At 70.0% G+C, this 15,475-nt stretch carries 13 protein-coding genes; 10 read left to right on the top strand and 3 right to left on the bottom strand.

All coding sequences use genetic code 11. From position 1 onward, the window contains the following. The first annotated feature begins 261 nt into the window (after positions 1-261). Complete coding sequence (locus tag AF1_RS28280; RefSeq protein WP_067806005.1) at positions 262-1,371, top strand: NAD(P)H-dependent flavin oxidoreductase; 1,110 nt, start codon at positions 262-264, stop codon at positions 1,369-1,371. Positions 1,372-1,581: 210 nt separating this feature from the next. Here the strand turns inward: AF1_RS28280 and AF1_RS28275 are convergent, their stop codons facing one another. Further along, positions 1,582-2,394, bottom strand: coding sequence for a crotonase/enoyl-CoA hydratase family protein (locus AF1_RS28275; RefSeq protein WP_067806003.1), 813 nt, complete (start codon positions 2,392-2,394; stop codon positions 1,582-1,584). 152 nt (positions 2,395-2,546) lie between these two features. On the opposite strand from AF1_RS28275, the gene AF1_RS28270 reads away from it, so the two are divergent. The 6 genes from AF1_RS28270 to AF1_RS28245 all read left to right on the top strand — a co-directional run bounded on the left by AF1_RS28270 (position 2,547) and on the right by AF1_RS28245 (position 9,483). After that, positions 2,547-4,106 (top strand): acyl-CoA synthetase, encoded by a 1,560-nt coding sequence (locus tag AF1_RS28270; RefSeq protein WP_067805999.1) that lies wholly within the window; start codon positions 2,547-2,549, stop codon positions 4,104-4,106. Next, a complete protein-coding gene (locus AF1_RS28265) occupies positions 4,096-5,040 on the top strand; it encodes a Zn-ribbon domain-containing OB-fold protein (RefSeq protein ID WP_067805994.1) in 945 nt (314 codons plus the stop codon). Before AF1_RS28270 ends, AF1_RS28265 begins: the two co-directional genes overlap by 11 nt. A gap of 43 nt (positions 5,041-5,083) precedes the next feature. Then, complete coding sequence (locus AF1_RS28260; RefSeq protein WP_067805991.1) at positions 5,084-6,136, top strand: thiolase domain-containing protein; 1,053 nt, start codon at positions 5,084-5,086, stop codon at positions 6,134-6,136. Continuing rightward, positions 6,129-7,286 (top strand): thiolase domain-containing protein, encoded by a 1,158-nt coding sequence (locus AF1_RS28255; protein WP_067805988.1) that lies wholly within the window; start codon positions 6,129-6,131, stop codon positions 7,284-7,286. The genes AF1_RS28260 and AF1_RS28255 overlap by 8 nt, the downstream gene beginning before the upstream one ends. A gap of 43 nt (positions 7,287-7,329) precedes the next feature. After that, complete coding sequence (locus AF1_RS28250) at positions 7,330-8,898, top strand: acyl-CoA synthetase (RefSeq protein WP_067805985.1); 1,569 nt, start codon at positions 7,330-7,332, stop codon at positions 8,896-8,898. A gap of 114 nt (positions 8,899-9,012) precedes the next feature. Then, positions 9,013-9,483: a MarR family winged helix-turn-helix transcriptional regulator gene (locus AF1_RS28245; protein ID WP_207393947.1), complete on the top strand. Its 471-nt coding sequence runs from the start codon at positions 9,013-9,015 to the stop codon at positions 9,481-9,483. A gap of 57 nt (positions 9,484-9,540) precedes the next feature. Here AF1_RS28245 and AF1_RS28240 read toward each other — a convergent pair whose 3' ends face one another. Together AF1_RS28240 and AF1_RS28235 are read right to left on the bottom strand one after the other, a co-directional pair. Continuing rightward, the gene (locus AF1_RS28240) at positions 9,541-10,320 is read right to left on the bottom strand and encodes an IclR family transcriptional regulator (protein WP_084263423.1); all 780 of its coding nucleotides are present in this window, start codon (positions 10,318-10,320) and stop codon (positions 9,541-9,543) included. Between the two features lie 12 nt (positions 10,321-10,332). After that, positions 10,333-12,069 (bottom strand): acetolactate synthase catalytic subunit, encoded by a 1,737-nt coding sequence (locus AF1_RS28235; protein WP_207393946.1) that lies wholly within the window; start codon positions 12,067-12,069, stop codon positions 10,333-10,335. A 147-nt stretch (positions 12,070-12,216) separates the two neighbouring features. On the opposite strand from AF1_RS28235, the gene AF1_RS28230 reads away from it, so the two are divergent. From AF1_RS28230 to AF1_RS28220, 3 genes are all read left to right on the top strand, one after another. Then, a complete protein-coding gene (locus AF1_RS28230) occupies positions 12,217-13,008 on the top strand; it encodes an alpha/beta fold hydrolase (RefSeq protein ID WP_067805967.1) in 792 nt (263 codons plus the stop codon). Next, on the top strand, positions 13,005-14,489 hold the full coding sequence (locus AF1_RS28225) for an aldehyde dehydrogenase family protein (RefSeq protein ID WP_067805964.1): 1,485 nt from the start codon (positions 13,005-13,007) through the stop codon (positions 14,487-14,489). The genes AF1_RS28230 and AF1_RS28225 overlap by 4 nt, the downstream gene beginning before the upstream one ends. A gap of 19 nt (positions 14,490-14,508) precedes the next feature. Beyond that, positions 14,509-15,475: phosphotriesterase family protein (locus AF1_RS28220; RefSeq protein ID WP_157419327.1), on the top strand; the 967-nt coding region annotated here is incomplete at its 3' end.

Raw genomic sequence — 15,475 nt, 5'->3', positions numbered from 1 at the left:
GGCCCCGGCCGCTCCGCCGGCCTCGCCGCCCTCGGCCCGCCGTCCGGCACCCGGCAGCCAGCGCCAGCGGCGCCGCTCCGCCGGCCCGCCCAAACGCCGCTGACACCCCGCCAAAGGCCCGCGCACCGCGCGGGTCTTTTCGCGTGCCCGCCGAAGATCTCGGTGATACGTGTTCTAAATGAGTGGTGAAGACCCCTTAATGGCGAGGTTCGTAAGTAGAACCTGTTGCAGTTTTGTGGGTGCGCGCCTAGGGTCGAAGCTGTGCGGACACGAGTCACCGAGCTATTCGGCATCGAGTACCCGATCTTTGCGTTCAGTCACTGCCGCGACGTGGTCGCGGCGGTGAGCCGCGCCGGCGGCATGGGCGTCCTCGGCGCCCTGCACTTCACTCCCGAGGAGCTCGAACTCGAACTCAAGTGGATCGACGAGCATGTCGGCGGCAAGCCCTACGGCGTGGACGTGGTCATGCCCGCCAAGTACGAGGGCGCCGACCTGGGCGACGCCGAGGAAATGCTCGGCAAGCTGCAGAGCATGATCCCCGCCGAGCACCGGAGGTTCCTGGAGGACCTGCTCGCCGGGCACGGCGTCGAGCCGTCCACCGGCACCGCGACGAAGGCGCTGCTCGGCTGGACGGACCAGACCGCCCGCCCGCAGGTCGAGGTCGCGCTCAAGCACCCGATCGCGCTGCTGGCCAACGCGCTCGGCCCGCCCCCGGCGGACGTCGTCGAGCAGGCCCACGAGCACGGCGTGAAGGTCGCGGGCCTGGCGTCCAGCGCACGGCACGCCCGCAAGCAGGTCGAGGTCGGCGTGGACATCATCGTCGCGCAGGGCACCGAGGCCGGCGGTCACACCGGCGACGTCTCCACGATGGTCCTGATCCCCGAGGTCGTGGACGCGGTCGGCGACGAGACGATCGTGCTCGCCGCGGGCGGCATCGGCCGGGGCCGGCAGATGGCCGCGGGCATGGCGCTCGGCGCGGACGGCGTCTGGACGGGTTCGATCTGGCTGACCGTCGAGGAGGCCGACACCCCCGAGCGGGCCCTGCCGAAGCTGCTCAGCGCCACCTCCCGCGACACCGTCCGGTCCCGTGCCTGGACGGGCAAGCCCGCGCGCTTTCTCAAGACCGCGTGGACCGAGGCGTGGGAGAGCGAGCAGTCCCCCGGCTACCTTCCGATGCCGCTGCAGTTCATGCTGATCGCGGACGCCCTGCCCCGCATCCAGCGCTCCGGCGACGGTGAACTGGTCACCTTCCCGGTCGGCCAGATCGTCGGCTCGATGAACCGGGTCAAGCCGGCCGCCCAGGTCGTCTACGACCTGATCGAGGAGTACGTCGAGGCCATCGAGCGCCTCAACACCATCACCGAAGCCTGACGCTCCGCCCCCAGGCCCCCGGCCGGCGCTGTCCCCCCGGCGCCGGCCGGACCTCGGGCCGCACTCAGTTCTCGGCGCCGCCGAGGATCTCCGCCATGAACCCTTCGTGAGATTTTGCACCGGGGCGCCCGGCGGCCTCCCACTCGTCCAGCGCGGCGGAGACGGGACACCGGCTCTGTGCGGAGGGCGTTCTCCTGTGCCGGAAAGGTGCTACTTGCCGTGATAGACGGCGGGGCGCTTTTCCTTGAAGGCGCGGGAGCCCTCCTTGGCGTCCTCGGAGCCGATGACGGGCCAGCCGATCTCGTCGGAGATCTTGAGGGCCGCCTCCTCCGGGAGGTGGGCGGTCTCACGGTAGGTGCGCAGGATGCCCTGGACGGCGAGCGGGCCGCATTCGGCGATCTGGCCGGCGAGTTCGCGGGCGGCGGCGAGCGCGGTGCCGTCCGGGACGATCTTGTTGATCAGACCCATCGCCAGGGCCTCCCGCGGGGCCACCGAGCGGGCCGTCAGGAGGATGTCCATCGCGTTGGCGTAGCCGATCTGGCGGGGGAGCCGGATCGCCGAGCCGCCCATCGGGAACAGGCCGCGCTTCGCCTCGTACAGGCCGAGGGTCGCGCTCTCGGCGACGACGCGCAGGTCGGTGCCCACCAGGAGTTCGGTTCCGCCGGCGACCGCGTAGCCCTCGATGGCGCAGATCAGCGGCTTGGTCGGCTGGCCCTCACGCAGCAGGCCCTTCCAGTGGAAGTTCGGAATCTGCGCCATGCGCTCCTGGACGCGCGGGTCCGACGGCTGCTGCCCCATCGCCTTCAGGTCGGCGCCCGCGCAGAACGTCCCCCCGGCGCCGGTGAGGATGCCGACCCGCACCTCCGGCGTGTCGGACATGTAGGCCCAGGCGTCGGCGAGGCCGACCAGCATGGACGAGCTGAGCGCGTTGCGCGCCTCGGGCCGGTTCATCGTGACGATGACGACGTGGCCGTCGCGCTCGACGATGCAGTGCTCGGTGCTGATCGGCAGCCGTTCCGCCATGGTTCCTCCAGCTCGAAATAAAACGAGAACAGATTCTAGTTAAGCCGCCGCCCTCCCGGTAGGTCTTGAACTACAAAACGAGAACGTGATCTACTTTGGACTTCGGGTGCCGCGGTGTGACGGTGCTCACTATGATCACGTAGGGAGAACCGATGGGGTCATTGGGCTTCTGGCGGTTGGCGCAGGCCGATCCCGAGTGGATCGCCGCCGTTGATCCGGACGGAACGGAACACGCCGCGGGCGATCTGCTGGCCCGCTCGAACCGGCTCGTTCACGGGCTGCGCGCGCTCGGCCTGGAGAAAGGCGACGGCATCTGCGGGCTCGTCCCGAACGGTGCCGAGGGCCTCGTGCTGTACCTGGCGGCGTTGCAGGCCGGCTGGTACTACACGCCGATCAACTGGCACCTGACCGGCCCGGAGATCGGCTACATCGTCGCCGACAGCGAGGCCAAGGCGTTCTTCGTCCACGAGCGGTACGCCGAGGAGGGCGTGCGCGCGGGCGAGGAGATCGAGGCGCACCGGCGGTTCTCGTTCGGCGACGTCGCGGGCTTCCGGCCCTACGAGGAACTGGTCGAGGGGCGGCCCGACACGCTTCCGGACGACCGCAGCAACGGCGCCACCATGCACTACACGTCCGGGACGACGGGACGGCCGAAGGGCGTGAAGCGGGCGCTGGCCGGCTTCGACCCCGACGACAGCGCCGAGCTGATGACGTTCCTGCCCGGCATGTTCGGCATCCCGCCGGGACGTCCGGCCGGGGGCGAGTACCAGGCCCATCTGATCACCTCGCCGAACTACCACACGGCCGTCACCCAGTTCGGCGGCACCGCCCTGCACATGGGCCACACGCTCGTCTACATGGACAAGTGGGAGGCCGAAGACACCCTGCGGATGATCCAGGAACACCGGGTCAGCAACACCCACATGGTGCCGACGCACTTCAAGCGGCTGCTGGCGCTGCCCGAGGACGTCCGGTCGCGGTACGACGTGTCGAGCATGAAGTGGGCGATCCACGCGGCGGCGCCGTGCCCGGTGCCGATCAAGCAGCAGATGCTCGACTGGTGGGGCGACTGCATCTGGGAGTACTACGCGGCGACCGAGGGCGGCGGGACCATCGCGAGCCCGGCCGACTGGCGCGCCCACCCCGGCACCGTCGGCAGCGCGTGGCCGATCAGCGAGCTGCTGATCGTGGACGACGAGGGCAACCCCGTCCCGAACGGCACGCACGGCACGATCTACATGAAGATGGCCGGCGTCCAGTTCGAGTACAAGGGCGACAAGGAGAAGACGGAGAAGAACCGGCTCAAGGACTACTTCACCGTCGGCGACATCGGCTATCTCACCGACGACGGGTTCCTGTTCCTGTCCGACCGCAAGGCCGACATGATCATCTCGGGTGGCGCGAACATCTACCCCGCCGAGATCGAGAACGAGATCATCTTGAACCCGAAGGTCGCGGACGTGGCCGTGTTCGGCATCCCGGACGAGGAGTGGGGCGAGCAGATCAAGGCCGTCGTCGAGCCCGCCGAGGGCGTCGAGCCGGGCCCCGCGCTCGCCGAGGAGATCCTCGCGTCGCTGGAGGGACGGCTCGCCAAGATGAAGTGGCCGAGGTCCATCGACTTCATCGAGACGATGCCGCGCGAGCCCAACGGCAAGCTCCTCAAGCGCAAGCTGCGGGACCCGTACTGGGAGGACCGCGCCAGTGCCATCTGACACGGGGCCATCTGAGCCGAACCACGTCCTGGAGTTCCCGGGCGGCTACACGCGCTCGGTCGGCCCGGTGATCGGACGGTTCCTCAGCGAGCTGCGCGACGGCCGGCTGGTCGGCGTCCGCACGGCGGCCGGGAAGGTGCTGGTCCCGCCGTCGGAGTACGACCCGGACACCGGCGAGGACGTGACGGACGAGTTCGTCGAGGTCGGCCCGGCCGGGACGGTCACGACATGGTCGTGGGTGCCGCGCCCGGCGAAGGAGCACCCGCTCGGCCGCCCGTTCGCGTGGGCGCTGATCAGGCCGGACGGCGCCGACACCGCGATCCTGCACGCGCTCGACGTCGGCGTCTTCGAGGAGGGCGCGAAGCCTCCGCGGTTCCTCAAGTCGGGCATGCGGGTGCGGCCCCGCTGGCGTCCGGACCGCTCCGGCGGCATCGGCGACATCGAGTGCTTCCAGCCCGAGGTCACGACGATCAACGCGCCGACGCGGCTGGAGTACGAGCTCAAGGGCGGGCGGGCGCTCGGCCGCTTCCTGGAGGGCATCTCCCAGGGCAGGATCCTCGGTCACCGCTGCCCGGTGTGCGAGCAGGTCATCGTCCCGATGAAGGGCCTGTGCCCGCGCGACGGCGTCGCCACGAGCGAGGAGGTCGAGCTGCCGGACACCGGCACCGTCACCACGTTCGCGGTCAACAACATCCCCGACCCGCGCGCCCCGGAGGTGCCGTTCGTGTCGGCCTACGTCCTGCTGGACGGGGCGGGCCTGACGATGCTGACGCTCGTCGCGGGCATTCCGGCGGACCAGGTCCGGATGGGCATGCGGGTGAAGGCGGCGTGGCGTCCCCGCGAGGAATGGGACCGGACGATGGCCAACATCAAATGGTTCGAGCCCATCGACGAGCCCGACGTCCCCTTCGAAGAGATCAAGGACTTCATGTGACGCGCGGGAGGGCGGCTGCCCGCCGCCGGACGGAGGGAGGCGGATGAGCAGGGACATCGCGGTGGTCGCCTTCGCGCAGACCAGGCACAGCGGTGAGGACCTGGGGCTGGCGGAGATCGAGATGCTCGCCCCCGTCATCACCGAGATCAAGGAGAAGACGGGCCGGCGGCGGTTCGGCTTCACCTGCTCCGGCTCCTGCGACTACCTCGCCGGTGCGCCGTTCGCGTTCGTGTCGGCGCTGGACACGGTCGGCGCGTGGCCGCCGATCTCCGAGAGCCACGTCGAGATGGACGGCGCGTGGGCGCTGTACGAGGCGTGGGTGAAACTCCTGCACGGCGACATCGACACCGCGCTCGTGTACGGGTTCGGGAAGTCGACGCAGGGCCACCTGCGGGCGATCCTGACGCAGCAGCTCGACCCGTACACGGTGGCGCCGCTCGGCATCGACGCGGTGTCGCTGGCCGCGCTCCAGGCCCGCGCCTACCTGGAACGGTCGGGCGCCAAGGAGGACGACCTGCGCGCCGTGGCCGCCCGGTCCCGCGCCGCCGGCCGCAGCAACCCGTTCGCGCTGCACCTTCCCGACCCGGACGGCTCTGCCGCCGACCACGACTACGACGTGGCCCCGCTGCACCCCTACGATGTCGCGCCCGTCACCGACGGCGCCGCGGCGATCGTCCTCGCGGCCGGCGACACGGCGCGCGAGCTGTGCGAACGTCCCGCGTGGATCACCGGGATCGACCACCGCACCGAGGCGCACGCGCCGGGTGTGCGCGACCTGACCCGTTCGGAGTCGGCGCGCCTCGCGGGCGAGAAGGCGGGCGCGGACGGCATCGAGGTGGCGGAACTGCACGCGCAGTACACGCACGAGGAGCTGATCCTGCGGGAGGCCCTCGGCCTGGGCGACGACGTGACGGTCAACCCGTCCGGCGGGGCGCTGTCGGCGAACCCGATGATGGCGGCCGGCCTCATCCGGATCGGCGAGGCCGCGGCCCGCATCCACGACGGGACGGCGTCCCGGACGCTGGGGCACGCCTCGTCCGGTCCCTGCCTTCAGCAGAACCTCGTCTGCGTCCTGTCGGGAGAGAAGAATGGCTGACCGTTGCGCGATCATCGGCGTCGGGCAGACGGCGTACCGGACGAAGCGGCTGGACGTGTCGATGGCCGGGCTGCTGCGCGAGGCGGCCAAGCGGGCGCTGGAGGACGCCCAGCTGACCTGGAAGGACATCGACGCGGTCGTCGTCGGCAAGGCCCCCGACCTGTTCGAGGGCGTGATGATGCCGGAGACGTTCCTCGCGGACGCGCTCGGCGCCACCGGCAAGCCGATCATGCGGGTGCACACGGCGGGCTCGGTCGGCGGGTCCACGGCGATCGTCGCGGCGGGCCTGATCCAGGGCGGCGTCCACGAGCGCGTCCTCACGATCGCGTGGGAGAAGCAGTCGGAGTCGAACGCGACGTGGGCGCTGACCGTGAACTCGCCGTTCACGACGTCCCTCGTCGTGGGCGCGGGCGGGTACTTCGCGCCGCACATCCGCGCCTACATGCGGCGGTCCGGCGCGCCCGACCACATCGGCACGCTCGTCGCGGTCAAGGACCGGCAGAACGCGCTGAAGAACCCGTACGCGCACCTGAAGATCCCCGGCATCTCCCGCGAGATGGTCGAGTCGACGCCGATGCTGTGGGAGCCGATCCGCTACCTGGAGACGTGCCCGTCCTCGGACGGCGCGTGCGCGATGGTGCTGGCCTCGGAGGACGCGGCCAAGAAGGCGCCGTCCCCGCCCGCCTGGGTGCACGGCACGTCGATGCGCTCGGAGCCGATGACGTTCGCCGGACGCGACAGCGTCAGCCCGCAGGGCGGCAAGGACGCGGCGGCGGACGTGTACCGGCAGGCCGGCATCACCGACCCGCGCCGCGAACTCGACTGCGCCGAGGTGTACGTCCCGTTCTCCTGGTACGAGCCGATGTGGCTGGAGAACCTCGGGTTCTGCGGTGAGAGCGAGGGCTGGAAGCTCACCGAGGCGGGCGCGACGGCGCTGGACGGCGACATCCCGTGGAACGCCTCCGGCGGCGTGCTGTCGTCCAACCCGATCGGTGCGTCCGGGATGATCCGGTTCGCGGAGGCGGCGCTGCAGGTGCGGGGCCTGGCGGGCGAGCACCAGGTGGACGGTGCGCGCCGCGCGCTCGGCCACGCCTACGGCGGCGGCGCCCAGTTCTTCGCGATGTGGATCGTCGGCAGCGACAAACCCTGAAAACCCTGGCCAAGGCGCGCAAACCCCCTCCGGAGGATCCCCGATGGAGTTCAACCACGCTGACCTGTTCGAGGGAGTCGCGGACGCGATCGGGGAGCGTGTCGCCCTGGTGTGCGGCGACCGGCGGCTCACCTACGCCGAGCTGGACGAGCACGCGAACCGGCTCGCGCACCATCTCCAGGACGCGGGTGTCCGGCCCGGCCGGCATGTCGCGATCCAGCTCTACAACGGCGTCGAGTACGCGGCCGCGCTGCTGGCGGCGCTGAAGATCCGCGCGGTGCCGGTCAACGTCAACTACCGGTACGTGGAGAGCGAACTGCTCTACGTGTACCGGGACTCCGACAGCGTCGCGCTGCTGTACGACGCCGAGTTCGAGGACCGGGTCGCCGCCGTCGCCCCGCGGGCGCCCGAGCTGCGGCATCTGATCGCGGTGGGCGGCGCCCCGTCCATCCCGGGCGCGGTCGGCTACGACGAGGCGCTGCGGAACGCGGACGGAACCCGCGGCTTCCCGGCGCGGTCCGCCGACGACCGCTACATCATCTACACGGGCGGGACGACCGGGATGCCGAAGGGCGTCATGTGGTCGACCGAGCAGATGCTCCTGGCGTTCTGGAACCCGGCGTACCCGCCGCCCGCGAAGCCCGAGGACGTCGTGGAGAACGCGCGGGGCGGCGGCCCGATGGTGATGATGCCGGTCGCGCCGCTGATGCACGGCGCCGCGCAGATGGCGACGTGGATCGCCTGGTTCATGGGCGCGACGCTGGTCTACACGCGCAAGTTCGACGCGGCGCAGGTGTGGCGGACGATCGAGCGGGAGAAGGTCAACTCGCTGACGATCACCGGGGACGCGATGGCGATCCCGATGGCCGACGAGCTGGAGCGCGGGACCTACGACACCTCGTCCCTGCTCGCCTACGTCTCCACCGGCGCGATCTTCACCGGGACGGTCCGCGACCGCATCCAGCGGCTGCTGCCGAACACGATGATCCTCGACCGGTTCGGGTCCACCGAGTCGGGCTCGACGGCCGCGGCGGTCGCCGGCTCCACCCCGGAGAAGGGGCTGCGGTTCGCGCCGGACGTCGAGGACGTCACCGTCCTGGACGATGCGCTCCGGCCGGTCGAACCGGGTTCGGGTGTCATCGGCCAGGTCGCCCGCACCGGTTACATCGCGCAGGGCTACTACAACGACCCGGAGAAGACGGCGAGGACGTTCCCGGTGGTGGACGGCAGGCGCTGGCTGCTCACCGGAGACATCGCGACCGTGGAGGAGGACGGGTCGATCGCCGTCTACGGGCGGGGGTCGCAGGCCATCAACACCGGGGGCGAGAAGGTGTTCCCGGAGGAGGTCGAGGCCGTCCTCAAGGGGCATCCGGCCGTGTACGACGCGGTCGTGACGGGCGTCCCGGACGAGCGCTGGGGGAGCCGCGTCGCGGCGGTCGTCCAGCCGTCCGGGGACACGCCGTCCTCCGCCGATCTGGACGCGCACTGCCGCAGGGAGCTGTCGGGTTACAAGGTGCCGCGCGTCTACGCGTTCGTGGACGAGGTGAAACGCTCCCCGGCGGGCAAGGCCGACTACCGGTGGGCCAAGCAGATCGCGGAGGAGGCGCAGTAAGAGAGGAGACACGGTAAGAGTGGTGTCTCGTGCGCCACACACCGCCCCCTTGGTGGCTCTGTCCAGAACCGGCCACTAGGCTTTATCTGCACAGATGCAGAGGGAGAGGTGGGCGTGTCGACCCCGGAGCGCGAGCGGATGGTCGGGGAGCTGCAGGCGGCGATGCAGCGCGGCACCATGTTCACGGTGCTGCTCCATCACGCCACCGCGAGCAAGGCGGGCCTGAACGTCACCGACGCGCAGTGCGTGAACGCGCTGCAACTGGACGGGCCGCAGACGCCGGGACGGCTCGCGCAGCTCATGGGCATCACGACCGGCGGCGCGATCACCGCCGTCATCGACCGGCTGGAGCGCGCCGGCTACGTCAAGCGCACCCGTGACCCCGACGACCGCCGGCGCGTGATCGTCGAGCTGGTCGAGGAGAACGTCGCCGAGTTCGCCCGCTACTTCGAGCCGATCGCCCGCGCCTTCCACGCGAACCTCGACGCCTACTCCGACGAGCAGGTGGCCACCCTGCTCGACTGGTTCCGCCGCACCGGCGCGGCGATGCCCGGAATCATCGAGGAGATCCGGAACCTGCCCTAGCCCCGCATCCGGCCCGTTGGACGCACTTGGCCACGCGCAGGGATGCGGCGTGCGGCCTCATGGTGCAAGGCCGAGGACTGCCGTCGCCTTGTTCGCCGCGTCGAGCACCGTGCCGACCAGCTTGTCCCGGGCTTCGCTGAACCGCGATGTCGGTGCGACGATTCCGACGGCACCGACTATGGAACCGTCATGTTTGAAGAACGGGGAACCGATCGCCGTGATGCCGGGGCTGGAGTCGATGTCAACGGCCCACCGCCTTGCCCGGACCTCTTCGAGTTCCTGGAGCAGAGCCGTGCGAAAACGCCGCTGGGCGGTCGGGGCCATGCCGGTCAGGTTGCGTGCGATGATCTCGTCCCGCAGCGTGGCATCGGCGTGGGCGAGTACCGCTTTGCCCGCGGCGCGGTGCGGCTCGTTGCCCGTGAGGCCGATGTAGAGCCCGCTGGCACGCAGCGGCTGCGACCCTTCGACCAGGACTTTCAGGATCACGTTCCTGTCGTCGAGAGTCGACAGGAACGAGGTCTCGGCGGTCGTGTCGGCGAGTTCGCCGATGATGCTCGCGAGCTTGTCGTTGATGTTGAAACTGAGCTGGTAGGTCCGGAACAGGGCGCCCACGCCGGCTCCGAGCCGGAGTGTGGCGTCGGCCCGGCGTTCGAGGTAGCCACGCGCGAGCAGCGTCCGCATCAGGTGGTAGCAGGTCGTGATGTTCAGGCCGAGGCCGGCGGAGACCTGCTGCACCGTCGGCGCGGACTCGGCGGCGGCCACGTACTCGAGAAAGCTCAGTGCTCGCTCGACTGTCTGCAGCGTCTGCTGGGCGGGCTTATTCGAAGTGCTGTTCACTATCTGAAATTATCAGGTTTGTGAGGCGGGCGCCGCCCGATGCAGCGGGGCGTTGAGCCGGTCGGTGAACGCGTCGAACGCCCGGACGGGCGGATAGGCGTCGGGGTCGACGATCACGTCGATGACCGTGGTGTGGCCGGAGTCCAGCGCTTTCCGCAATGCGGGGGCGACGGCGTCCGGGCGATCCACCACGATCCCCGTGGCTCCCACGGCGGTCGCGATGGCGGCGTGGTCCACGGGGTCGAACTCCACACCGGTGGTCGTTTCGCCGAACACGGCGTTCTCGGCATGCCGCTGGGCTCCGAGGACCGAGTTGTTGAGCACCACGACGGTCACCGGAAGGCGCTCTCGCACGGCGGTTTCCAGCTCGGACCAGACGTGTGCGAAGCCACCGTCGCCGACGACCGCGATGACACGCCGTCCGGGCGCGGCGATTTTCGCGCCGAGGGCCAGCGGCAGCCCCCACCCGAGGCCGGCCAGACCTCGTGGCATGAGGAAGCGCTGACCGGGCCGCTTCGCCAGGAGGTGGCCGGCGATCCAGAACGAGGAGTAACTGGCGTCGGCGACCACGATGTCGGCGGGGTCCAGGAGCCGGCCGAGCTCGGCGAAAAGGCGTTCCGGGGCGATGGGGGTCTCACCGGATTCCAGCAGCGGGGTGACGGCCTCGAAGTGCTGCCGGCGGCCGGCGGCGATGGTGGCTCTGAGCTCCTGCGACCGGGCGGCGCGGAGGGAGAGATCGGTCGCCGCCAGGGCGGCCGTGAGGTCCCCGAGCGCGGCCCGCGCATCGCCGAGCAGGCGTACGGACTCGTAGTTTCGTCCCACCTCAAGCGGGTCGACGTCGATGTGGATATAGGTGGCGTCGGGGGACGTCAGCGTCCAGCCCTCGGTGCCGTTCTCATTCGTCCGGGTACCGACCAGCAGGACGACATCGGCTCCGGCGATCAGGGGGAGGTGAAAGTGCGCGGGTCCGCGCTCGCCGGTGATGTTGGCGGCGACCCCCAGTGACAGCGGACCCGATTCGTCCACGGCGCCCTTGCCCATGTTCGTCGTGACCACGGGCAGGTGGGCGATCTCCTGCAGCGCGGCCAGTTCGGCCACCGCGCCCGAACCGTGCACTCCGCCGCCCGCGACGACCAGGGGTGACCGCGCCGTGGCGAGGAGCCGCGCCGCCCGCGCCACCGCGGCGGCGTCCGGCCGGGGACGGTCGAGCGGGAAGGCCCCGAGATCCGCGGTGCGCGCGAATCGCCCCGCCGCGGCGGGCCTTCCGAGGACGTCCCGGGGGACGAGCAGGACGACCGGCCCGGGCCGTCCGCTGTTCGCCATGGTGAACGCCTGGTCGATGGCGTCCTCCACCCGCGCGGGGTCGTCGATGCGCCGCGTCCACTTCGAGACGCTCGCGAACAGCGCGAAGTGGTCCAGTTCCTGGAAGGCGTTGCGGTCGCGGCTGCCTGACGGCACCTCCTGCACCAGCACGAGCATCGGTATCGACGCCTTGAGTGCCTCTCCCATCGGGGCGACGAGCAGGGTCGCGGCGGGGCCGTTCTGGGCCGCCACCACCCCGATCCGGCCGGAGATCCGGGCGAACCCGTCGGCCATCGCGCCGCCCGCGTTCTCCGTCCGGTACAGGATCTGGCGGATTCCGATGCGCTCGGCGGCGAGCATCAACTCGGTCGGATTGCTCTGGCCGAGGATCGTCTCGACCCCGTGACGGGCCAGTGCACCTGCGATGACGTCGGAAACAGTGGTCATGTCCGCACCGTTGCAAACTATGAACCGCATGTCAAATATCGAATATTTCAATATTTGAAGCAAGGTTCAGATATTGACACGGTGGTGACGTGGCTCATACCGTCGGAGGGTGAGCGCGCCCCTCGCCACGAAGGATCTGGAGGTCCCATGACCATCGACACGGGTGAATCGCAGCTGAGCCCCGTGCTCTGCCTGCACTCGCTGTTCCTCGATCCGCGCTCCTTCGACGGCCTCGTCGCCGCCGGAGCCGGGCGCTTCCGGTTCATCGCGCCGGAGTTCCCCGGGCAGGCCGGCCGCCTGGACGAAGCCGACGCGACCGTGACCATGGATCAGTGCGCCGACGACGTGCTCGCCCTGGTCGACCGGCTCGGTCTCACTTCCGTGTCGATCGTCGGGCAGTCGATGGGCGGCGACGTCGCGGTCCGCATAGCGGCTCGCCGGCCCGAGCTGGTCGGCAAGCTGGTGCTGATGGGCTCGTCGGCGGGGGCCGAGACCGACGAGAACCGCGACCTGTTCGGGGCGTTCGTCGACAGGTTCGAGCGGGAGGGATTCACCCCGGAGGTCGTCGACTTCGTCAAGGGCATCCTGTTCGCGGCGACCGTTCTCAACGACCCGGCTCGCTCCGACATCCACGAGACGTGGACCAGGCGTCTCGGCGAACTCTCCCCCAGGCTCGCCCATGCCGCACGGGGCGTCGTCCAGCGGGAGAGCGCGCTCGCCCTGCTGCCGCTGATCACCGCGCGGACGCTCATCATCTCCGGGACCCAGGACCGGGCCCGCCCGCCGGCCTGGTCGGACGAGATGTTCGAGGCGATTGCGAACGCCGAACTCTGGCGCATCAAGACCGCGGGTCACAGTCCCTGTCTCGAAGACCCGGACGCCGTCATCCCGCGCGTCCTCGAATTTCTCGCCCGGCGCGGAACGGAGAAGGCGACATGACCCCTCCCCCCAGGCTTGCGGCGGACTTCCTCGCCCGGCCGCACCGGCTGTTCATCGGCGGCGAGTTCGTCGATGCCCTCGACGGCAGGACGTTCGAGACGATCGATCCGGGCACCGGCAAAGTGCTCGGCACGGTGGCGGAAGCATCGGAACGGGACGTCGATCGCGCGGTGGCCGCGGCCCGTCGCGCCACCGAAGGCGCATGGGCGGCCATGTCGCCCAGCGAGCGGGGCCGCATCGTGCACCGCGTCGGCGACCTGATCGCCGAGCACGCCGAAGAACTCGCGGAACTGGAATCGCTCGACAGCGGAAAGCCGGCCGGCGCGGCGCTGGCCGTCGAGATCCCGCTCGCCGCGGACATGTTCTGGTACATGGCCGGCGCGGCACGGCGGATCACCGGGACGACGGTCACGCCGTCGGTGCCCTACATGCCGGGCCAGGAGTTCCACGCCTACACGACCCGCGAACCGCTGGGCGTCACCGGGCAGATCATCCCCTGGAACGTTCCGATCCTGATGGCCGCGTGGAAGCTCGCCCCCGCACTGGCCACCGGCAACACCGTCGTCCTGAAGCCCGCCGAGCAGACGCCGCTGACCGCCCTGCGGATCGGTGAACTCCTCATCGAGGCCGGCGTCCCGCCGGGCGTGGTCAACATCGTGCCGGGACCCGGGGAACGGGCCGGAGCCCATCTGGCCGCGCACGAAGGCGTCGACAAGATCGCTTTCACCGGCTCGACCGAGGTCGGCCGCAGCATCGTGCGGGCCGCGGCCGGCAACCTCAAGCGCGTCTCACTGGAGCTGGGCGGCAAGTCGCCGAACATCGTCCTCGACGACGCGGACGTCGATGCCGCGATCGCGGGAGCCGCGCTGGCGATCTTCTACAACCAGGGCGAGGTGTGCTCCGCCGGCAGCCGTCTCTACGTGCACGAGTCCCAATTCGACCGAGTCGTCGAAGGTCTCGCCGAGCATGCGCGCGGCATCCGGGTGGGCTACGGCCTCGATCCGGACACCGACATGGGCCCCCTGGTGTCGGCGGAGCACTTCGCACGGGTCGGTCGATATCTCGACCTGAGCAAGGACTCCGGGGGCCGGACCCTGGCCGGGGGCGGTGCGCTGGACCGCGACGGATACTACGTGCAGCCCAGTGTGATCGCGCGGCCCGACCGGGACCATCCGATCGTCCGGGAGGAGATCTTCGGCCCGGTCGTCACGGCCCTGCCGTTCAGCGACATCGACGATCTGGCCGCGCAGGCCAATGACACTATCTACGGCCTCGCGGCCGGGGTGTGGACGCGCGACCTGTCGAAAGCGCACCGGCTGGCCAAGCGGCTGAAGGCCGGAACCGTGCACGTCAACACCTATCACGTCTTCGGCTCCGAGCTGCCTTTCGGCGGATACAAGCAGAGCGGCTGGGGCCGGGAGAAGGGCGACGCCGTGCTGGAGCAGTACCTCGAAACCAAGTCCGTCGTCGTGGCGCTGTGAAATCCGAGGATGGGCAGGCATGACCGAAATACAGACGGCCGCCGGGCCTGTCGATTCCCGTGAGCTCGGCCGGACGCTCGTCCATGAGCACGTCTTCGTGCTCGGTGAGGAGTACCGGCAGAATTACCAGGACGATTGGGACGAGGACCAGAAGGTCGAGCAGGCGGTCCGCGACCTGAACGAGCTCAAGTCCCTCGGCATCGACACCATTTTGGATCCCACGGTTCTGGGGCTCGGCCGGTACATCCCGCGCATCGAGCGCATCGCCGCGCGAACGGACCTGAACATCATCGTCGCGACCGGGCTCTACACCTTCAACGACCTTCCGCACCAGTTCCTCAGCCGCGGGCCCGGCCTGCTCATCGACATCGAGGAACCGCTGACCGAACTGTTCGTCAAGGACCTGACGAAGGGGATCGGCGACACCGGCGTGCGCGCGGCCTTCCTCAAGTGCGCCATCGACGCCCAGGGTCTCACTCCCGGTGTGGAGCGCACGATGAGGGCGGTCGCGCGGGCCGGGGTCGAGACCGGGGCTCCGATCACCGTGCACACGCACGCCGGATCCGAGGCCGGACTGGTCGCGCAGCGGGTTCTCGCGGAAGAGGGCACCGATCTGAGCCGGGTGGTGATCGGCCATGCGGGTGACAGCACCGATCTGGACTATCTCTGCCGCCTGGCGGACGCCGGTTCGCTGCTGGGTCTCGACCGTTTCGGGCTCGACGCGTTCCTGCCGCTCCAGCAGCGGATCGACACCCTCGTGGGTCTCGTTCGCCGGGGTTACGCGGAGAGCATCGTCGTCTCGCATGATGCGTCCTGCTTCATGGACTTCGTCTCGGTGGAGGAACGCCCCCAACTGGGTGAGAAATGGAACTACCGCCTCATACCCACGGAGGTCATCCCCGCATTGCGCGAGGCGGGTGTCGCTGACCGCACCATCGAAACCATTCTCGTGGACAACCCGCGCCGGTACTTCGAGGGGGCGGGGG

This window comes from Actinomadura formosensis NBRC 14204 (assembly GCF_001552155.1).
In the GTDB taxonomy this organism is placed as follows: domain Bacteria; phylum Actinomycetota; class Actinomycetes; order Streptosporangiales; family Streptosporangiaceae; genus Spirillospora; species Spirillospora formosensis.
This window is presented reverse-complemented; position numbering and strand designations above follow the sequence as displayed.